This window comes from Legionella gratiana (assembly GCF_001467695.1).
Taxonomy (GTDB): domain Bacteria; phylum Pseudomonadota; class Gammaproteobacteria; order Legionellales; family Legionellaceae; genus Legionella; species Legionella gratiana.
The window spans coordinates 42,461-65,057 of the sequence record NZ_LNYE01000006.1 but is presented as its reverse complement, the minus strand read 5'-3'; the positions used below and the strand labels follow the sequence as shown (position 1 = coordinate 65,057).

Below are 22,597 nucleotides of genomic sequence, written 5' to 3'. Positions count from 1 at the left end.
TGTTGTTTTTAGACCTTCCGCTTTTGCGGAAGGTGGCGAAATTCTAAACATTTATAGGAATTGCAGGAACACTTACAATGTTCTTTTTAGCCCACGATCGAGGAAACCAAAATGTCATATTTAGAAAATCGCATGGTTACTGAAGGTTCTTCAATATAACAACCATCATTCGGAATTAGGACTCCGTAAGATGTTTTTCCATGGAATGTAACACGACAATAATAAGTTGATTTTTTATTGACAATATTATTGAGTACTGCATTCACTGGAATATGACCATTTTTGACTGGAACCCAAGTTTCTACTTTTTGCGGCGCAGGTCGCAACGGAGGTGTTGTGACGACTGAGTAGTTGCTAACGAGAATAGTATAATCATAAGGCCCAGGGTAATAATACAATGGAACATAATAATAGCCGGCATAGACGGGCGGTAAAAATAATGCTGTTGTAAGGGTTGCCCCAAATAATGCACCATAGAAAAAGCCATTTCCCCACCCCCAATAAGGTCCTGGTCCCCAATAGGCTCCTCCGGCCCAATAGCTGCCGTGCCAATAACTGCCATGCCAATAACTGCCATGCCAATTGTTGTGATTTATCCAATTTGCATTGCCAGAAAATTCTTTATTGATGCTTTCGCCATGATGAACGCCATTGAAATGACCTATTTCTGTTGATGTTTGATTAAAGGGGTGAATTGTTTGTGGATGATGTTCTTGGAATGGATGCATTGTCCCATAAGATGAACCTCCTAGGGAGCCATGATAGTATCCACCTTCCCGATAGCTTCCTGAAGATCCCCAGGCAGAATAATCATTGTTTCGGTGATACATCCCTGCAGATTCACGGGAGTTGCTTCCCCATTCAAATCCACCTTGTCCATGAAAACCACCTCCACCACCATGAAAACCGCCTCCACCATGAGCCCAGGCGGAAGAATTTCCAGCAGCAAAAAGAATACAAAAAGTATTGATGAGGGTCGATATCTTCGCGAACTTTCTCCAGGTTCTCTTTCTTAAATTGGAATCAAGTTCAAGCCCTCTCTCTAAATACGCGCAGTTTTGCTCGGTCATTAAAGAGGTGTTACCTGTGCATTTCTCTGATTTTTTATACATCGTAGTTCTTCCTGTGTCGAGAGAATGTTTCATATCAAGAGCATTATTCCAAATACATTGTGGTGGAAGCAATAGTTATTGTTAGAAGTGAAACAAGTAGTTTTGATTAGCTCTTTGCCGATCAAGAAAAAAACTCTTTGACAACTATTTGTTGAAATGATAGTTTTTGCGATTTAGACAGGAATCAGAAAATAAACGGAGTTACTCAATAAAGAGCTGGAGCCTCTTCTATTCCAAAGTTAAGGATGATGAAGCCGATGTCCAGTGCAATCAGTGAAATAAATCTTTTAAAGAATGCCGAGTTTACTGTTTATCAACAAAGATGGGATTCGCGAAGTTCGGTTCGCTCGCGCCCAGAGAAGTATATAGACTTTAGTCTTGAAGGTTATTTTTTCCCGAGTGACAAGCAGCCCATTTTACTTAACGAAGAAGTTCAGGCATTAGGTGAATCGGTAAAAAAAGAGATACTTCTTCAATCGTTTTTCAAATACTTAAATGATATTATCCATCTTGAAGTGAAACTCATTAATAGTGCGTGTCATTTTGTTATTTATGAACAATTGCCAGTAACTTATTCTGAAGAAACAAAGCTCAATGCTTATACTGTTTTGATTGATGAGTATTATCATGTCTATGTGGCTAAAAACATGATGATGCAATTGGATAGACAGTTTCCCAATCGAAGAAAATTTAATTATCCGATTTCTGATTCTTATAATGCAGTACTCCAAATTAAAAGTAGTTTGCCCTGTAAATACCATGCGATTTTTGAAATATTAGCTGTATGTATCTTTGAAACAACTTTAGTTCGTGAATTGGTAGAATTTTTTAATAGTCCTAGCGTGCATCCTTCGATCAAGTTTTATGTGAATGATCATATGAATGATGAATCGCGACATTATGGTTATTTTTATGATTTGTTAGCATATACCTGGGCGAATCTTCCACCGGATTATCAAGAGTGTATTGGGGAGCAATTGGCTTCTTTCGTTACATTATATTTGCATATCAACTCAGATAAACAATTCAATTTGGCATTACTTAACTCCCTTTTTGAAAATGAAGACAAAGCTACAAGGCTGGTGAATCAATTGTATCACGGGTTTGAAATCACTCCAGAATTACCCATAGTGAAGAATGTCATTCAGGTATTACAAAAAACGGGTGTTTTGGATCATCTTTCAGTAAAAAAGGGTTTTCACAATTTAGCTTTAATTTAATAAAGGATTAAAAATGAGTGTCGCTATTTCTCATCAAACAACAAGCCATATTCCTTATGATGAAACTACCAAACAACTCATAGCTTCTACCAAGAGTCGTTTAGAAAAAAGTGATCATTTATTTTTGCCGCTGGATGAAACATTAGAATTATTAAATGAATTAGCCTCTTTTAGTTTAGGACGATTTTTATTGCATAATCGTGGTCTCAATGGGTATTGGACTTCTTACATTTTTCGCAATAAGCCTGATCCTGAACAATCAATAGAGTTAGAGTCATGGTTGTTAAACAAATCGCTTTATGGAATGGCGCGTGAGCGTTTTTATATATTTCAGGAAGAAATTAGAAAAAGACTAAAATCGAATATGACCTTAGCTTCTATTCCTAGTGGTTTAATGGATGATTTGTTATTTCTTGATTATTCTTCCTATCAAAATATCCATCTTGTGGGGATTGATGCTGATTCTGAATCTTTAAAATGGGCGCGTCAAAATGCGAATGAACAAGGTTTTTCCAAGGAGCAAGTTACTTTGATGCAAAAAGATGCATGGGATTTAGCGATTGATGCGGAGTTTGATCTGCTTACGAGTAATGGATTAAATATGTATGAATCTTGTGAAAAGAGATTAGTTGCATTATATCAAAGTTTTTATACAGCATTGAAACCTGATGGGACGTTACTGATTAGTTTTATTCCTCCACCACCACAGAATATTGAGTCTCTGATCTCTCCTGAGAATTTTCTCAAAGAGCGGGCGATTTTCGGTGACATTATTCAAATTAATTATTTGAATTTTTGCACGGAAGAGAACATGAAAATTCAACTTCAAGCTGCTGGCTTTACAATAGAAAGCGTTCGATACAATGAAAAGGGGATGGCTCCTGTGGTTGTTGCTAAAAAATAATTTGATAGTCAATACGGAGATTTGGACGAAGGAATGAAAATATCTCGTGTCTTCGTTCAAGAAAATCAAGCTAAAGCTGAACTTATAGAGTTTTCTTGGCGAGGTATCGATTTAATTGAGCACTCGAGAATACCTGTAGAAAATATCCCCCTAATTAAATCGAAGAGTCAATTTTGGATAAAGACATGAGGTTTTTTCATGTTTTTATCCGAACTTCAATCAGGATAATAGTGATGAAAATATTAAAGGTCTTAATTAATTTAAAAATCAATAAACTCGTCCAATCTTTTATCGATTATCTGATTGATGCCGGACATTTTGTTATTGTGAATGCACATTGGGTTGAAACACAGGCAACATGGATTGATAAATACACGCATAATTTCATCATAGCTCGCGAAGAGCAATTAGAGCAATTTGATGTTGATTATGAATTGCATTTAATCGATGCTCCAGGACGATTAAAAAATAAGTCCATCATTCTCGATTTTGAGTGCGCTTCTGATCAAATAAAACTTTGTTCATTTATTTACAAACATCATGCTCAAAAACAAATAGTCAGTAAGCAAATAATCAGTCTTTATCCTCGGCAAGATCCTGATTTTTTGCCTTATATAAATAGAGAATTAACCGAATTATTCATCGATACTATTATTCATCTTTCTAAGTATGCAGATTCTGAATTCATTTCTGTGATCCACGAGCAAAAAGAGAATCAATTTGCTGCATTGCAAGCTTATGAATATGAGCGTGCACTCTTGGATAACTATTACCAATCGGTTGAGGGTGACGATGTTTTTTTAGTGGATTGTTTTTCTCAAAAAGGAGTACCGACCAGGAATAGCCAATGTTGCTATTTGCCTTTAATTCAAAAAGAGTACTTGGAACTGTTCACACTTTATTTGTTGCAATTATTTAATAGTAGAAAAGAAGGCATTTACACTTATGATCTAGTAGTTGCCAGGAATAAATTGACTAAATGGGTTCCTTGTTATTTTAATGATGATTATTGTTCTTTACAAAGTCGTTATCAGGATCCACGTTATGACGTGATTCATAATAAGTTTTATGCTGTTGCTCCATCGGCTCATTCTTCTGTTTTGGTGACTTACGATGAAAAAGACCAAGAGCACAATGCGGTCGTATTTATTCATTATGATTCGCAATTAGCACAAATTACCGTAAGTTATCCGCAACATCTTCATTTTTTTGCAGCATTGCCACAGATTGTGGACCAATTTTTATCAGGACTGGATTCTTTTATTCAAGGGCACATGTGCCTAGGCCATTTTCAACAATTAGCTTCGACATCCTGGTTAATTTCACACCATACTCAAAGAGCTTTTCCACAAACATTGCTTCATCAATTGTTTGAGCAACAGGCAGCGTTATTGTCTCATCATGTTGCGGTGAGTTGTGGAGAGATCTATTTAACCTATAAAGAGTTAAATGAACAAGCTAATCAGTTAGCGGCATGGATTCAAGGACAAGGGATTGCTGCAAAACAATTAATCGTCCTTTATTTGGAACGTAGAGTAGATTTGGTTGTTGCAGTTTTGGCGGTATTAAAATCAGGTAATGCTTATGTTCCTTTGGATCTGAAATACCCCAATGAACGTGTGGCAACTATTATTGAAGATTGTCAGCCTGCTTTAATTTTGACCCATAACTGTTATTACGAAAAATTACAACAAATTACGCCAACCACTCCCTTAATTGCTTTAGATGCACCAGAATTCAGGGCACAATTAAGTTCATTTTCCAAGGAAAACTTGGAACCTTGTTACGATATGACACGTTTAGCTTACGTTATTTATACCTCAGGAACAACAGGAAAACCTAAAGGGGTTATGATTGAGCATAGAGCCTTGGTGAACACGATTACTTATTTTGCGGAAACCGTCAAATTTACTGCAACGGATAAAGTACTCGCAGTGACTACTATTGCATTTGATATTGCCGGCCTTGAATTATATATGCCTTTGATTCGGGGTGGCGAAATCATTCTCGCTGGTCAACAAGAAGTGATGAATGCATCACGTTTGTTGCACATTATTGAGGAAAAGCAAGTAACGGTCATGCAAGCAACTCCGTCATTATGGCATCTACTGGTTCAAGCTTTAGAGGATAAAACTTTAGCTATTCGTGCTTTATGTGGTGGGGAAGCCTTAAATGAAGTTTTAGCTGTTGCATTAATGCAAAAAGTTCAGTTTTTATGGAATGTTTATGGACCTACTGAAACAACGATTTGGTCTACTATTAATTTATGCCAACAGGCAAATAATCCTTCCTTTATTGGTAAACCTATAGCGAACACAGAATGTTATGTTTTAGATGAATATTTGTTGCCATTACCCGTTGGGGTAATTGGTGAGTTATACATTGGTGGCGCTGGATTGGCTCGGGGTTATTGGTGTCGAGAAGAATTAACAGCACAACAGTTTATACATCATTCGTTTACTGATTCATCTCCTGCCATGCGTTTGTATAAAACAGGAGACTTGGTACGATGGACTGCCTCCGGGGAGCTCGAATTTATTGGTCGTAATGATTTTCAAGTGAAAATCCGCGGACATCGAATTGAATTAGGTGATATTGAAAGCGCATTAAATGGATTTGCTGGAGTACAACAAAGTGTAGTTGTTGTAAAGACTATGAATGGTGAAGAACAATCGTCACCAATCAATCATTATTTGGTGGGGTATTATGTGGCGCATTCTCCTGTAGATGAAGAAGCAATGCTTGCGCATTTGGCAAAAAAAATACCTGACTATATGTTGCCCAACATACTTGTTCGGCTAGAAGAAATTCCATTAAATCCTAATGGTAAAGTCGATCGCAAAGCTTTGCCTTTACCTAATTTTAATAGTTCTACTTTTATGGCTCCTAGAAATGAATTGGAGGTGAAGCTATGCTCGATCTGGGCGGAAATTTTGGGGTTGCCTGTAACGCGGGCGAATATACTGGATGATTTTTTCCGTTTCGGAGGGAATAGCATTTTAGCCATTCAACTGGTGAATAAAATCAATCATGAATTGCATTCAGATATTGCGATTCGTGATGTATTTATAGAAAAGAACATTGCTAATTTAGCGTATCGTGTGGAACAAAGTCTAGGCCGATTTATTTATAAAGAGTATCAAATTCAGACTATGGATAGGAGCAATCTTTATCAGCCCTTTCCACTTAATAATGTGCAGCAAACCTACTATTGGGGACGATTTGATCATTTCGAATTAAGTAATATTTCTACTCATGTTTATACGGAATTTAAATATATAGAGTTAGATGTAGAACGCTTGCAAGATGCATTCAATCAGTTAATTCAGCGGCATTTGGCGTTAAGAACTGTGTTTATTGAGGATCAGCAGTGTTTTCTGGAAGAGGTCAAGCCGTATGCGATTGCTTATTTTGAATTAAGTACAGAGGCGGAGTTGTTGGCTATTCGCCAGCAATTCTCCCATAAGGTATATTCACCCGATACTTACCCATTATTTGATATTGTGGTCACTAAGTTTAATGGCATTTATCTGCTGCATGTGAGTTTTGATGCCATTATCATTGATATGAGTAGTTTTGAAATTCTCTTTACGGAGTGGATTACGCTTTATGAGAACCCGGAACATCAGTTACCCATACTGCAGCTTAATTTTCGTGACTATATTCTGCAAAGTGAGCAATTAAGAGCAAGCTCATTATTCGAGAAAGCTCAAGCATATTGGCAAAAGCGTTTGAATGATTATTTTTTGGAAATGAATTTACCTTTGATTGCGCGTCCGTCACAAGTTAAACACCCTCATTTCAAACGAATTAGTAAAGCAATTCCCAAGCTGATTTGGGATAAACTAACTGCCAAAGCCCACTATGTTGGAGTTAGTCTTACTGCACTGGTTTTAGAGGCTTATGCGCGCACGCTTTGTTTTTGGAGTGGGCAAAAACAAGTGGCGGTTAATTTAACTTTATTTAACCGCTTACCCTTACATCCTCAAGTGCATGATCTGATTGGTGATTTTACTGCTTTGGAACTGTTTCCCTATCAATATAACGCTTTAGACACAGTCAATTCCGTACTTGAAAAAACACATCAACAGTTGTTAACGGATATTGAACATAATTTATTTGATGGTATCGATTTCCAAAGACTGTTAAGGCAACATCATTCCATTCCTTCGGATACTATTTTATCGCCCGTGGTTTTAACCAGCGTTTTAGGGGGAGCAAATCAAAGCAGTTTATTCCATCTGCCTATGAATTCTTCGTACCAAGGTATTCATTATGCAATTTCACAAACCTCACAAGTCTGGCTGGATAATAAAGCTTATGAAACCCATGAAGGATTTATTGCGGAATGGGATTATGTGGATCAGCTTTTTGCCCCACAAACCATACACGCCATGCATGAAACGTATTGCCAATTAATTGAAGCATTAGCGCTTACCGATTGGGAACGCGATGTATTTCCCGTTACTGTTTTACCCAAACTCCACGCACAACTTATTAATGAGGCCAATCAGCATACACGGGCATTCAGTGAAGAAACATTGGTAAGTGCTTATGAGCGCTCTTTAGAAGTGGGGGGACGTTCCGAGTTAATCGCCGTGGTTGATTCAGGTAAAAAGTCGGAGTACAGCCATGGTGAATTATGGACAGCGAGCGACCAACTGGCGGCATCTCTTTTAGCGACAGGGAATCAAGGCCGCTTAATTGCTGTGCTGAGTGAGAAGGGATACAGCCAGGTTGTAGCGACGTTATCGATTATGAAAGCGGGCTATGGGTATTTGCCCTTGCATGTAGATTGGCCGTTAGGACGTGTGCATGAGGTATTAAAGCAAGGGGGAGTTGAGTTGGTGTTGTTGTCGCGAAAGATGGCATCCCAAGAAGAGACTTATGCCTCACTAGTCAACGAGTATGAGGTATTGATTATCGAGGACGTATTGGAGAGGGCTGGTGATTTTAGTGCAGCCAGACCTGCAGTTCATGCCGATGACGTTGCGTATGTTATCTTTACCTCGGGTTCGACAGGAACGCCTAAAGGTGTGACGATAAGTCATCGCGGTGCATTAAATACGATTGAGGCGGTGAATGAACGTTTTGGGGTGGGCTGCGCGGATAAGGTATTAGCCTTATCGGAATTAAGTTTTGATTTGTCGGTCTATGATATTTTTGGGTTGTTGCTTGCCGGTGGCTGCATTGTGTTTCCTGAGCAGGAGCAAACCAAGGAGCCCAAGCATTGGTTGTCTTTAATTGAAGCTCATCAAATTAGTATATGGAATACGGTTCCGCAACTTGCGGGTTTATTAGTTGATGAGGCTGAAAAGGCGTTACCTTCCTTACGTGTGTTTTTATTGAGTGGCGATTGGATACCGGTTTCGCTGCCGAAGAAGCTCAAAGAACGTTGTCCTGAGGCGACGGTAATGAGTTTGGGTGGTGCGACTGAAGGGAGTATCTGGTCGATTTGGTATCCTATAGAGGAGGTGGACTCTAATTGGAGTAGCATTCCTTATGGAATGGCCATGCCCAATCAGCATATGTATGTGCTGAATCAAGATGGAGCGCATTGTCCTGTGGGTGTTATGGGCGAAATCCACATAGGAGGCATGGGTGTTGCGTTAAATTACTGGGGTGATGAAGCGATTACCCAACGTCAGTTTTTTACCCATCCGCAATTAGGTAAATTATATCGTACCGGTGATTTGGGACGTTGGCATGAAGACGGTTATATGGAGTTTTGTGGCCGTAATGACTTCCAAGTCAAGATTAATGGATATCGTGTTGAGTTGGATGAAATTACTGCCAAAATAGAGCAGATAAATGGTGTGGAAAAGGCAGTTGTGACCCTCCAAAAACAGGAAGGAAAAACGCATTTAGTCGCTTATTTATTGCCAGAAAACCGCAAGCAAAAGAGCTCCTTAGATAAAGATCTTTTCAAATTAGAACAACGCGGTTTAATTGCCAACAAGCATATTTCTTATCAACTACCACAACCTATTTTAGTCGCCCATCCTAATCGACGTAAAAGTTATCGGAATTTTATAGACACGCCAATTGATAGTGCTTTAGTGCAACAAATAGGTACTTCCAGCCTGATGATGCAAACCGAGTGTAAGTATCATCTTGATTCGATTAATCTCCAGTCCTTAATGCATGTTTTGGCACGTATCGCTGGACAGCAAGTAACCAATAGAGCATTACCCAAATATCAATATCCTTCTGGCGGTAGTTCCTACGCCGTGCGTTGTTTTGTGAATATTCCTGAAAAATTACAGGATTTGGAACGAGGAGTATTTTATTATCACCCCCTAAAACAAGCTTTATGTGCTACAGACTTTGCACTTTCCTCTCAAGACATTGAGTTTCACTTTGTAGTGCACTGGCCAGCAATTCAACCCTTGTACGCTGATTTATCTAAAAAACTAGCTTATATTGAGCTCGGACATATGCTGTACTTAATGTTGTCCTCTCTTTTAGTAGAAGGTTTTTCATATGCGCTTTCTATAGAGGATAAGGTTTTGGATAGTGACAATCACTTATTGGCCAAGGTGAAGTTGACTCAGGAAAAAGCTTCTTTTCCATGTTTTTCGCTGGGCTTAAAGTACTTATCTAACCAGAACCAAAGCTATATAGATGAGGCGCAAAACTCTGTTCTTTCTTTACGAGATTTTCCCATATTGACGCAAAGCAGTGAATTTGGCCAACTGTTGCGTTCTAGTCAATTGATGATCACTGCTGAGGGGGAAGATTCTTGGCAAAACTACCTCATGGCTGGTTACTCATTTCAAGCAATCAGCCAGTCTTTATATGCACATGATATTGGTAGTTGTACCTTAGGCTTTACTCCTTATACAGGCGCTTTATATGCCATGGTATTGGGAAGTATTGATGCACAAGAACAAGAAAAGCCAGAAAGTGTGCCCCCTCTTATTTCGTTACAGCAGTTGATGAATCAAGAATTAAGTCACTCATTGCCTGATTATATGTTGCCACATGCCTATGCTTTATTGGATGTTTTGCCTTTGAGTGCTAATGGCAAATTAGCTAAAAATCAATTGCCCGAAATTACTATAAAACATGAATATCAAGCTCCAGAAACAGAGTTTGAATTGCAGATGGCGAGCATTTGGGCAAAAGTTTTGTCTTTACCTCCTAGCTCAATTGGTCGCGTAGATAATTTTTTTGCTTTGGGGGGGAATTCGCTACTGGCAATGCAATTAGTAAGGCAATTAAATCGTGAATTAAAACTGAATATGAAATTAACTGATTTGTACCAATACAGCACACTGCGTGACATTGCCAGGAATTTTTCTCCTGCACAAGAAGAGGTACGTGAAGAGGGAGTTATTTAATGAGTGCAACACGTTTGTTATACCAATTGCAAGAGTATCGTATTCTGCTCTGGAAAAATAATGAGGGTAATTTAGCGTTTAGCGTGGATAAAAGTATTGGCTTTCCTCAAGAATTGAAAGAACAGGTAAAAAACTATAAGACTGAGTTATTGTTTTTGTTGGAATACAATGACATTCATTCAGAAGAACAAGCTAAGCGTTGTAATTTTTATAAAATCCCCGAGCAATTAAACAAGCACGTGTTGCAAACCATTCAAAAAGGAATGTATTTACAAACTACTTTGGATGAGCAAAAAGCTACCTATACCGTTCCTTTGTTTGTGCTGTTTAAAAATGCTAATCCCTCTGTATTAAAGCAGGCAATTCAACACTTAGTGAACAGAAACCCAATTTTAAGGATGCGTGTTGTTGATGGATTTGGTTATGAGATTCTCCCTGAAAATAGTTTAACGATTCACGAATCCAGTATTAGCGCACCACAAATAACCGTGGTTTGTGAGCAAAAAGGACGAAGAGCTTTTGCTGTAGATGATGAGCCTTTAATTCATTTGGAATTAATGCAAATTAGCGACACTCAGGATTACTTAGTTAATTTAACCCATCATCATATGTTATCCGATGCTTATTCTGCCGATTTAATGATCAATGAACTCGTGGATCAGTATCAAAAAATAAGTAAAGGATACGTAGATAAAGATGAACGCACGTTTCACTATTTTGATTACACTTGTTTTCAAGATTATGCTTTAAATACAGCGCCTTATCAGCACGCAATTAACCAATTAGCCCAACAATTGGATGGGGCTGAGCCTCTGAATTTATTAGCAAGCCGCACAGCCTTAACAGATAATTGTGCTGGGTTTTATGAGTTTAGATTGGAAAAACAAACTTATAAACAGGTGCAGCAGTTAGCCCTTGAGCATGAAATCAGTGTGTATTCTTTATTGTTAACGGCTCTGTATCAAGTACTTAGTACGTATTCAGGTGGACAAACTAACTTCCCGATTGCATTGACTGTTTCAAATCGCTTACCGGAAATGAATCAGGTTATTGGCCCGTTTATTAATACACTCCCTTTAATTCCTGAATATAAAAAAGAGGAAACAGTTTTATATCATGCGCAAAAAATTCATGAGGCGATTTCTTTTCTGAATACACATCATCAGATAAATTTGAATGTATTGGCACAACATTTACAGCGTAGCCATGAGGATTTACCTTCTTTGCTGCAGGTATTGTTTACTTTTCATAATTTTAAACAAGTGTTGAATCCGGTTGTTGCAGAATGTGCACAACCTATTTTATTGCCTGATTGTTATGAAAAATTTGGTATATCGATTATCGCTAAAGAGGGTGATGACAGCATCTACTTTACAGTGACTTACCTTGCTACGCGCTACGAAAGTGAATTTATCAACTATTTATTTTCTAGTTTTACCCATTTATTAACGAAATATGGTGTAGGCGCGGGGCTGCAAAAAATATCCTCTATTCATTTATTGGATGAAGGCTTATGGAACCGTATTGTTCACCAATTGAATCACACAGAAGCGTATTTTCCACAACAAAAAACCATCAATCAGCTTTTTGAGGAGCAGGTTGCACGAACTCCAGAAAATCTTGCTGTTGTTTATGAACAGAATCGCCTCACTTATCAAGTATTAAATAACCGTGCAAATCAACTGGCTCATTTCTTACGTGAACACTATGCTTTAAAGCCAGATACGATGGTTTGTCTTTGTCTGGATCGTAGTGAATATATGATGATTAGCATCCTGGCGGTATTAAAAGCTGGAGCTGCTTATGTACCTATTGTTCCTGATTTTCCTCAAGCACGAATCGAGTATTTGATTCAAGACACTCAAACTCCTTTGTTGTTAACCGATCAGTGCCATCAGTCCTGGTTAGCGTCTTTTTTAACAGTACCCATTCATGCTGTAGATGAAATGAGTTTTGCTCAGCAACTCGCAAAACAATCTTGTGACAATCTTGCTCCGCAACATACTAGCGAGCATTTGGCCTATGTTATTTATACCTCAGGCACTACAGGACAACCTAAAGGGGTAATGCTGGAACATCGCGGCGTAGTGAATCGCATTCATTGGATGAATCGACAATATCCATTGAGCGAACAGGATAAAATCATTCAAAAAACACCCTATGTGTTTGATGTTTCTGTTTGGGAGTTGTTATGGGCGCATTGGTATGGTGCTTGTTTGGTTTTTGCCAAGCCTGAAGGGCATAAAGATACTGATTATCTGTATGATTTGATGCGCCAAGAAGAAATTACCCGAGCACATTTTGTTCCATCTATGCTTAACGTATTTATGGATGCATTGGAGTTACGCCTGGGCAGCATTCCTAGTTTGCAAATGATTTTTTGCAGCGGGGAAGCGCTTAAATTAGCTCAGGTAAAACAAGTTCATAACTTATTGCCACATACTGAGATCCATAACCTTTATGGCCCGACAGAAGCGTCCATTGATGTGTTATATGCTGATTGCAGCGATAAGAATATTTCCGAAATTGTTCTTGGTAAACCTATAGAGAACACCACCGCTTATGTTTTAGATGAACACATGAATCCATTGCCTTTTTATGCTTTGGGTGAGCTTTATATCGGTGGAGTAGGCTTGGCACGTGGTTATTTAAATCGTGCTGAATTGACCAAGGAGCGTTTCGTCGCTAATCCATTCCAATCAGCAGAGCAAAAAACACGAGAGTACAACAGCCGTTTGTATAAAACCGGAGATGTAGTGAGCTTATCTCCAGATGGAGCTATTGCTTATCATGGCCGTAACGATTTTCAAGTGAAGATACGCGGTCATCGCATAGAGTTAGGCGAGATTGAGCAAGTATTGCTTGCTTGTCCGCAGGTGAAACAAAGTTTGGTGGTGGTAAAGAAGCAGTCTGGCCAAGGGTATTTAGTTGGGTATTACGTCAGTGAAGCGGCACAGGATGAAGAGGCGATGCTGGAGCAATTAGCAAGTCGATTGCCGGACTATATGGTCCCAACACGATTAGTGCATGTAGCATCTTTTCCATTAACAGCGAACGGGAAGTTGGACTTAAAAAATCTTCCAGAGCCTACACAGGGTCAAAGAAGAGACTATGAATTACCGAGCACGGACTTAGAGCAGCAATTGAGTGTTATCTGGAGTGAGGTATTAGGGATAAAAGAAGGTGGATTGAGTGTACATGATGATTTTTTCCGCTTAGGAGGAGACAGCATCATCAGCATTCAGCTCATCAGTCGGATACGGCAACGCTTGCAATTGCAAGTAAGCGTGAAGGATTTATTCAGCTGCCGCACGATACGTCGTTTGCATGAAAAGTTGACCGCAAGTTGTGAGCCCGAGTTGAAGGAGTTGGCTTCTGGCGAGCAAGGATTGTTAACAGGGGATGTGGGATTATTACCGATCCAACGCTGGTTTTTCGCGCATTCGTTTGCAAAAAGTTGGCATTGGAATCAATCTTTTTTAATTAAGACCCCTGCTTTGGATGTGGCACGCTTGCGTTCTTGCGTGGAGAAATTGGTGGCTCATCATGATGCATTTCGTCTTCGCTTTCGCGAAGGTGATGGCGCGATAGAACAATATTATGATGCAGAGAGTAGCTTTTCAGATTTGCAGGTCTTGGATGTCAGCGGTCTTGATGCGGCTGCATTAGAAGAGCAGCTGACCTTGTGGCAGTCGGGATTTAATGGGGCAACAGGACCGTTGTATTGTTTTGCCTATTTGTCAGGTTATGCGGATGGAAGCAGTCGCATTTATATTGCCATGCATCATTTACTGGTTGATGCAGTAAGTTGGCGGATATTGGCTGACGATTTACACCGTCTTTATGAGGGGCAGCCTTTAGGTGTTAAAGGCAGTAGCTACCGTCAATGGGTTGGAGCCCTAGAGGATTATGTTCACCATCATGAAGAAGAACGTGCTTATTGGCAGGAAGTGGTTGCTGATTTAAATCGTTCTTTCCTGTCTACGTTTTTTGATGTCGGATTAACAGTAACCCATGTTGAATTGGAATTGGCAGAGGAATTCACGTCCTCTTTATTAAGAGAGGCGAATGGTGCCTATCACACTCAAATTCATGATTTGTTACTCACCGCCTTGGCTTATGCGTTAAATGACCTCAGTGGTGAGCGTGTACATCATGTGACTTTGGAGGGACATGGCCGCGAAGACATCGCTGCTTCCCTTGATGTGACACGAACTGTAGGTTGGTTTACAAGTTTGTATCCGGTTCGTCTTGAATTGGGCGATGATATAGGTCAGAGCATCAAGAACATTAAAGACAATGTACGTCAAATTCCTAATAAAGGAATTGGTTATGGCGCGTTGTTGGGTTATGCCACTGCTCAGATGCCCGTGATTAGTTTTAATTATCTGGGACAGTTTGAGCAGCAGGCTGAATTTTGGCATGTGGTTGATGAGTCTTCTGGACAAGCCATGCATCCGGAGAATCAAGAAATACATTGCATCACTTGTTTTGGAGGGATTTATCAAGGTCGTTTAAGAATGATGTTTCGGGCGCAGTTGCCTCAAGAAGTAACCGATCGTTTGGCTTTAGTTTATAAGCAGCAACTCTTGATGATTCTTGATCATCAACACTCTTTGGCGCGTAGCTTTTTAACGCTAAGTGATATACATCATTGCGTGAGTGCTCGTTGCTTGGATAAATTACAGCGCGATCGAGAGTTAGATGGAGTTTATTTGGCGAATAGTTTGCATCAGGGGTTTATGTATCATTTTATGAGACAAGGACAAAAAGATGAAGCTTATCGCATGCAAATTGTCTGGTCTTATGATCGTGAGCTGAACATTGATCTGCTGCAACGCGCATGGGGTTTCGCACAACAACGTTATCCTAGTTTGCGTTTGCGTTTTTTGATCGATGAAGAATTAGTGCAAGTTATCGATAAAAAAGGGTATTTACATTGGAAATTTGTTGATTTGAGTCAGGATAAAAACAACCAAGATCATAAAATACAACAGCTCATCGAAGAGGACCGGCAAAAAGCATATGATCTGACTCAAGGAAGTTTGTTTCGAATTCAGCTGATTAAGCAAGAGACAACACACTATACCTGTATCTTTAATGCACATCATGCCATTATTGATGGCTGGAGCGGTCCCTTATTACTTGGATTTGTACATGAAATGTATATGAAGTTACTCCATCAAGAAGGCACTGATTTTACGATAGATACAGCTTACGCGCAGTCGCAACATTTTTTACAAGTTCAAGAATTAGAAAATCAGTCGTTTTGGCTACAGTATGTGGCCCAAATAGAACATAAAGCGGATTTAAGTAATCTTCTGCAAGAGGGTAAAAAACAGCTTAAATTAAGCGACTACAAATACATCACTCATCAATCAGAACAGACCATTTGCATTGCTAAAGAACGCTTTAAACAGATTAAAATGATGAGCCAAGAACAGGGTATCACTTTCAATGCGCTTATTCTTTATGCGTGGCATAAAGTAATGCGCATTTATGGTAATGGTAAACAAACAGTAGTAGGTACTATTGTTTCAGGAAGAAACATACCTATTGATCAGGTGGAACACTCTGTAGGTTTGTACATTAATACATTGCCGATGATTGTGGATCACACCCAACATGACGATCTTAGTGTGTTGGATGCAATTCGTAGTGTGCAAGAAATTTCTAATGAAATAAATCAACGAAGTGCGATGAGTCTAGCTAAGTTACAAAGTCAGGGCGAGCGCTTGTTTGATTGCTTGTTTATGTATGGAAATTATCCTAATCTGGCGGTAGAAAATCCAGAAAAGCAATTGTCCTTTAAGATCCAAAGTACTTTTGAGAAGCGTGACTATCCTTTATCGCTTGCGGCAGATGAGGAAGAAAATCAGCTTAAGATTAAACTTACTTATGCGGGCGAATTATTTGATTCCTCATTGATGACGCAATTATTGGCTACTATGAATTATTTATTGGAGCAAATTGCTCATAATCCTTTGCAAGGTGTGCGTGAATTAAATTATGTGAAATCGAGGTTGCCTGAGCTAATTAGCGCTCCTGGTTTATCGCGCACTTTTATTGATTATTTTGAAGAGCAAGCTTCTTTGTATCCTGAGCGAATAGCCTTGATTCATGAACAGACACAGATTAGTTATGCTGAATTAAATCAACGTGCCAATCAGTTAGCACATTATATTCGGCAACAGGTCGTTCTTGAAAAAGACAGTTTGATTGGACTGTGCTTGGAAAAAAATGAGTATTTAATGATTGCGTTATTGGCAATACTCAAAGCAGGTAGTGCTTATCTGCCCATAGATCCAGCAATGCCTGCACAACGTGTGCAGCACATATTGGAAGACAGTCAAACTAAACTTGTTTTAACGTGTGATGCAGTAAGGCATACATTTCCACAGGCGGTAATTTTAGATGATCCTGCTGCTTCTTTTGCGATAGCACAACAAGCGACAAGCAATTTGCATTTGCCGCTAAAGCCTGATGATTTGGCTTATGTTATTTATACATCCGGTACTACAGGACAGCCCAAAGGAGCCATGATCGAGCATGGGGCTTTTTTACAGACTTTATTGTCGATGCAAGCCGAGTATTTTTCGGAGCAGAAGCCACTCAATACCTACAGTATGACCCATTTTGTGTTCGATATTTTTGGTTTGGAATACGGTTTGCCTCTAGTAACAGGAGGCAAAGTAGAATTAGGTAATCCCTTATTTAATAAATTAGATTGTCGTTCCTTTGATTTTATTCAAATGACCCCTAGTGTGTGTGAGTTAAAATTAGAGTCGTTGCAGTATTGCGAGTCCATCACATTTTTAATTGGCGGTGAAGCACTTGCTCCGGAGTTATTAGCAAAATCATTAGCTAAAGCACATAGGGTGATTAATGTTTATGGGCCAACTGAAACGACCATTTGGTCCACGGCAAAATTATATTCTAGGGTAACTAACCCACATCCTACGTCCCGCTGCTTGTCCGCGGGATCCAATGATGTTACAGAATTTCTGGATCCTGCGGACAAGCAGCGGGATGTAGGTAAGGGAGAACCGTATTCTAAGCAAAATGCACCAACAGTGAGTATTGGTAAGCCTCTTTATCATGAATCTGTTTATGTATTAGATGATTATTTAACGCCAATGCCGGTAGGAGCGATTGGTGATCTTTATATTGGGGGAGCGTGTTTGGCTCGGGGGTACTTAAACCGTCCTGAATTAACTGCGAAACAATTTATAACGCATCCATTATATAATCGCTTATACAAAACTGGGGATCTGGCTAAATGGTTGCCTAATGGTGAGTTGGCATTTATAGGTCGTAATGATTTTCAGGTGAAAATCAGAGGTCACCGTATTGAATTAGCTGAAATTGAAGCAGTATTGCGCTTGCACTCACAGGTAAAACAAACAGTAGTAATTGAACTTGAGCAGAATTTAGTTGCTTATTTTACTGCGTCTGAATTGGTGGTTGAAGCGGATCTGCACGCCTTTTTAAAAGAACAATTACCCGATTACATGCTTCCGCAAAGCTACATGCAGCTGGATCAATTTCCATTAACGGTTAATGGTAAATTAGATAGAAAAGCGTTACCTAAGCCGAATTTGACGAGACGTACTCATTATGCTCTTCCTACAACAGAACAAGAAAAACTTTTGGCTGCTTTATGGGAGGAAGTATTAGGTGTCAGTAAAGTGGGTGTGGCGGATAATTTCTTTGATTTAGGAGGACACTCTATCTCCTTAATTAAGCTCTTTAGCAAATTACCCGAAGCAATTAAAGCCCAGATTACAGTATTGGATTTATTTAAATTTCCTTCAATTAGTACTTTGTTGGGACATTTAGCTGCAGACAAGCATTCAGAAGAAATGGGGCAGAAAAAAATACTCCCCTCTTTGAAACAGGATGATATAGCCATTATCGGTATGGCGGGTCGTTTTCCTGGTGCTGATGATTTAGAAACATTTTGGTCCAATTTACAAAGCGGTAAAGAAGGAATTACTTATTATTCACGTGAAGAGTTACTGGAGCAAGGGTTAGATCCCTCTTTGGTGGATCATCCGAATTATGTGAAAGCACAGTGTAAATTAAGTGATATCAAATGCTTTGATGCTGAATTTTTTGGTTACACTGCTTCAGAAGCGGAGATTATGGATCCCCAGCATCGCTTATTAATGCAATGTGCTTGGCATGCATTGGAAGATGCGAATTACAATCCACATCATTATGCTGGGGATATTGGACTTTTTGCGGGTTGTGGTCAAAATAATTATTTTAGTGATCATGTGTTACCAAACCAAACACAAGATGACTTATCACGGCAATTTCAATTGATGATTCATCAGCAAGCTAATTTTTTGTGTACCAAAATTGCTTATAAATTGAATTTGACTGGACCTGCAATCACCGTTCAGACGGCATGTTCTACTTCCTTAGTTGCAGTGCATCAGGCATGTTTGGCATTAAATGCGGGTGATTGTGATATCGCATTAGCTGGTGGGGTGTCTATTGGTCAATTGGAAAAACAAGGGTATTTGTATCAACCCGGATTAATTTTTTCACCCGATGGTAAATGCCGTGCTTTTGATGCTCAGGCCCAAGGTACTTTCGAAGGCCAGGGTGTTGGTTTGGTGGTATTAAAACCGTTGAGTAACGCCTTAGCTGATGAAGATTTTATCTATGCAGTGATCAAGGCTTCGGCCATTAATAATGATGGTCATCAAAAAATTGGTTTTACTGCTCCTAGTCCCCAAAAGCAGGCTCAAGTCATTGCATTGGCTCAACAACGTGCTGCTTGTCCACCCGATACTATAAGTTATATCGAAGCACATGGAACCGGAACTGCTTTAGGGGATCCTATTGAAATGGAAGGATTAACTCAGGTCTTTAACGATTCAGGTCTTGCGCCCGGATCTTGTGCTCTTGGATCGGTGAAAACGAATATAGGACATTTAGATGTGGCAGCAGGTATTGCCGGCTTAATAAAAACGATTTTGTGTCTTTATCATAAACAATTAGTTCCTACACTGCATTATCAGTCATCAAACAATAAGATTAATTTTGCGGGCACTCCTTTTTATGTCAATACTGTTTTAAAACCTTGGACTAGAGATGATGTTCCACGGCGTGCGGGAATTAGTTCTTTTGGAATTGGCGGAACCAACGCCCATTTAATTCTTGAAGAAGCACCCGCTGAGGCGAAACAAGAACGAGAATCGCCTATACTTTATCCTTTTGCCAAAACAGAATATTGGTTACCTGCCGGAAGAGCTGCAGCAGTAGCCCAATTACCGACCCAAACAAATGGGGTTATTGTTCGTGATCGCGAGCATATTCTCTCTGTTTTACGAAGCTTATGGATCACATTATTGGGTATTGAGTCGTTTAAAAATAATGAGGATTTTTTTGATTTAGGGGGAGACTCACTGGTTGCAGTGCAATTGAGTGCACAATTGCAACGACAATTAGGTGTGCACCTGGAGTTAATGTCCTTAAATCGAATTACTATTGATGGTTTATTGGCATTAATCGAAAAAGAACAAGAAAAAACCGCTAAAGCGCGCTCGCCAGTAGTTTTAATTAAGGCAGGGAAAACGCAGCAAAACACTATACCATTAGTGCTCATTCATCCAATCGGTGGCGATGTTTATTTTTATCGTGATCTTGCTAAATCACTCCCTGAAAACCAGACCGTGTATGCGTTACGCTCACCTTTGTTGGATGGAGGAGCACCATGTTCCAGTATTGAATCTATGGCTGCTTCTTATCTGCATCATTTACGGCAATTTGGTTTGCAACCTCCATATATTTTAGGTGGTTCATCGTTTGGTGGTGCGGTAGCTATCGAAATGGCAAAACAATTGGATCAATCGGGACAATCCATCCCATTAGTTGCGCTTATTGATACACCGGCTTATACCAACTTGCCTAAGTTGATGAGTCAAGAAGAAATTCTTATTTACCTAATGCAACATGGATTGGGTAATTTGCAGATTTCTGGTGCTGAATTACAGGCACAAAAAACTTTGGATCAGAAAATAGCGTTTATTGCGAATCGAGCCAAAGATTCTGAGTTAAAAGAATTATTATCTACAGAGTTTTTGCCGCGGTTTTTGCATACTTGGCAAGCTCATGGGCAGCTTTTACATCAGTATCAGCCAAAGCCTTATCAAGGTAGAGTCCTCTTTTTTGCTCATACTGAAATTATTGATGATTTTCCTTCTCATCAGGAAAAACATTGGCAGAAACTGGTTGATGGTCCTTTTAAGCATCTTATGGTTCCCGGAACTCATATTACGATGAATGCTTCCCCCCATGTGCAAGTGATTGCAGATGCTCTCGTATTTGAACTCGAACAGCGATACCATAGCCAGGAAATATTGGTTGAGGTTGAAGCATGATTGCATTAAATCAGTTGGGTATGGCTTATGGTCAGCGACTTCTTTTTTATGATGTGAGTCTAAATTTGAATTCAGGGCAATGTTACGCTTTAGTGGGCGCAAATGGTTGTGGAAAATCAACTTTTTTTCGACTGATTACAGGAGAAGAGGAGTTGACCTCTGGGGAAATTATGATGCCCAAGGATGCAACGATTGGCTGGTTGAAGCAGGATCAATTTCGCTATGAAAATACGTTAATTAAGGATATTGTCTTACAAGGAAAACCTGAATTATGGCGGGCTCTGTCAGAACGAGAAGCCTTATTGGCAAGTGATACTTGGGATGATGATAAAGGTTTTCGTTTTGCAGCTTTGGAAGAAATTATTGCCCATCATAATGGTTATTCGGCAGAAGCAGAGGTCGAAACGATTCTATTAGGTTTAGGAGTTGCTAAAGAATATCTGCAAAAACCACTTAAGGCATTGTCTGGTGGTTATAAATTGCGAGTGTTGTTAGCGCAGACTTTATTTCAACATCCTTCCATTTTATTACTTGATGAGCCAACTAACCATTTGGACATTTTATCCATTCGTTGGTTGGAGAAGTATTTAAAAAATGAATATCAAGGATTAGTTATCTTTATTTCCCATGACATGGAGTTTATTGATAATTTAGCAGATTATATTTTGGATCTTGATTATGGTGAAATCAGGCAATATCGTGGAAATTATGAACGCTTTCTGACTGAAAAAACACTGCTGGAAGAGCAAAAGAATCTTGAAAAAAAGAGTGCCGAAGCCAAGATTGCTGAAATGCAAAAATTTGTTGATAAATATAAAGCTAAAGCCTCTAAAGCGGGACAAGCACGGTCCCGAATGAAGATGATTGAAAAAATTGAAATTCCTGATGTGAAGCACTCTTCCCGGGTTGCACCCCATTTTCATTTTGCGCCTAAAAAAATATCTGGAAAACATGTGATTAAAGCAGAACATTTGAGTAAATCTTTTAAGAATAAGACTTTATTCAAGCAGCTCGATTTCAAAGTAGATCGTGGTGAAAAAGTAGCAATTATGGGAGTGAATGGAATTGGTAAATCTACTTTAATTAAAATCGTGACGGGTATGGTGCAAAGTGATGAAGGCCACGTTATTTTAGGACACGAAGTACGCATGAGTTATTTTTCTCAAGATCATCATGAGTTACTCAATCGACATGTAAGTGTTTTTCATTGGTTATCTGACGTAGTGAGCGGCGTGACTGAGCAACAGATACGTAGAGCACTCGGCCAAATGTTGTTTGTGAAAGAAGATGTAGATAAGGATATTTTGTCACTAAGCGGAGGTGAGGCTGCTCGACTCTTGTTAGCTAAGATTATTTTGGAATCACCTAATGTGTTGATTCTTGATGAGCCCACCAACCATATGGATTTGGAAACCATTGAAGCTTTGGCGCAGGCTTTGGTTCAGTATAGTGGAACCGTTGTTTTTGTCAGTCATAATCGACATTTTGTTGACAAAATTGCAACGAGAATTTTATATTTCGACCCGCAAACAGGTGTTCGTGATTATAAAGGATGTTATGTGGATTTTGCCCAGCATTATATGGAGTAAATATCCTTATAGAACCATCATTTTGAAGGAGTAAT

The 22,597-nt window shown here is 39.3% G+C and carries 7 protein-coding genes; 6 read left to right on the top strand and 1 reads right to left on the bottom strand.

Annotated elements, in window-relative coordinates:
• Positions 1 to 86: 86 nt before the first annotated feature.
• Positions 87 to 1,112: a hypothetical protein gene (locus tag Lgra_RS02755; RefSeq protein ID WP_058497757.1), complete on the bottom strand. Its 1,026-nt coding sequence runs from the start codon at positions 1,110 to 1,112 to the stop codon at positions 87 to 89.
• Positions 1,113 to 1,369: 257 nt separating this feature from the next.
• On the opposite strand from Lgra_RS02755, the gene Lgra_RS02750 reads away from it, so the two are divergent.
• From Lgra_RS02750 to Lgra_RS02730, 6 genes are read left to right on the top strand one after another with little or no spacing between them, the layout of a single operon-like run.
• On the top strand, positions 1,370 to 2,332 hold the full coding sequence (locus Lgra_RS02750; protein ID WP_058497756.1) for a diiron oxygenase: 963 nt from the start codon (positions 1,370 to 1,372) through the stop codon (positions 2,330 to 2,332).
• 13 nt (positions 2,333 to 2,345) lie between these two features.
• Complete coding sequence (locus Lgra_RS02745) at positions 2,346 to 3,236, top strand: SAM-dependent methyltransferase (protein ID WP_058497755.1); 891 nt, start codon at positions 2,346 to 2,348, stop codon at positions 3,234 to 3,236.
• 33 nt (positions 3,237 to 3,269) lie between these two features.
• Entirely contained in the window at positions 3,270 to 3,425 is a 156-nt protein-coding gene (locus Lgra_RS17710; protein ID WP_157068247.1) for a hypothetical protein, read from the top strand.
• A gap of 44 nt (positions 3,426 to 3,469) precedes the next feature.
• A complete protein-coding gene (locus tag Lgra_RS02740) occupies positions 3,470 to 10,579 on the top strand; it encodes a non-ribosomal peptide synthetase (protein ID WP_058497754.1) in 7,110 nt (2,369 codons plus the stop codon).
• Positions 10,579 to 20,973 carry a non-ribosomal peptide synthetase gene (locus Lgra_RS02735; protein ID WP_058497753.1) on the top strand — a complete coding sequence of 3,465 codons (10,395 nt, stop codon included), beginning with the start codon at positions 10,579 to 10,581 and terminating at the stop codon, positions 20,971 to 20,973. The genes Lgra_RS02740 and Lgra_RS02735 overlap by 1 nt, the downstream gene beginning before the upstream one ends.
• Complete coding sequence (locus Lgra_RS02730) at positions 20,970 to 22,562, top strand: ABC-F family ATP-binding cassette domain-containing protein (RefSeq protein WP_058497752.1); 1,593 nt, start codon at positions 20,970 to 20,972, stop codon at positions 22,560 to 22,562. Before Lgra_RS02735 ends, Lgra_RS02730 begins: the two co-directional genes overlap by 4 nt.
• Positions 22,563 to 22,597 lie beyond the last annotated feature (35 nt).

Bases quoted from the DNA above. Each gene is read 5' to 3' on its own strand.
- Lgra_RS02755 (WP_058497757.1), bottom strand. From the start codon at position 1,112: ATGTATAAAAAATCAGAGAAATGCACAGGTAACACCTCTTTAATGACC.
- Lgra_RS02750 (WP_058497756.1), top strand. From the start codon at position 1,370: ATGTCCAGTGCAATCAGTGAAATAAATCTTTTAAAGAATGCCGAGTTT.
- Lgra_RS02745 (WP_058497755.1), top strand. From the start codon at position 2,346: ATGAGTGTCGCTATTTCTCATCAAACAACAAGCCATATTCCTTATGAT.
- Lgra_RS17710 (WP_157068247.1), top strand. From the start codon at position 3,270: ATGAAAATATCTCGTGTCTTCGTTCAAGAAAATCAAGCTAAAGCTGAA.
- Lgra_RS02740 (WP_058497754.1), top strand. From the start codon at position 3,470: ATGAAAATATTAAAGGTCTTAATTAATTTAAAAATCAATAAACTCGTC.
- Lgra_RS02735 (WP_058497753.1), top strand. From the start codon at position 10,579: ATGAGTGCAACACGTTTGTTATACCAATTGCAAGAGTATCGTATTCTG.
- Lgra_RS02730 (WP_058497752.1), top strand. From the start codon at position 20,970: ATGATTGCATTAAATCAGTTGGGTATGGCTTATGGTCAGCGACTTCTT.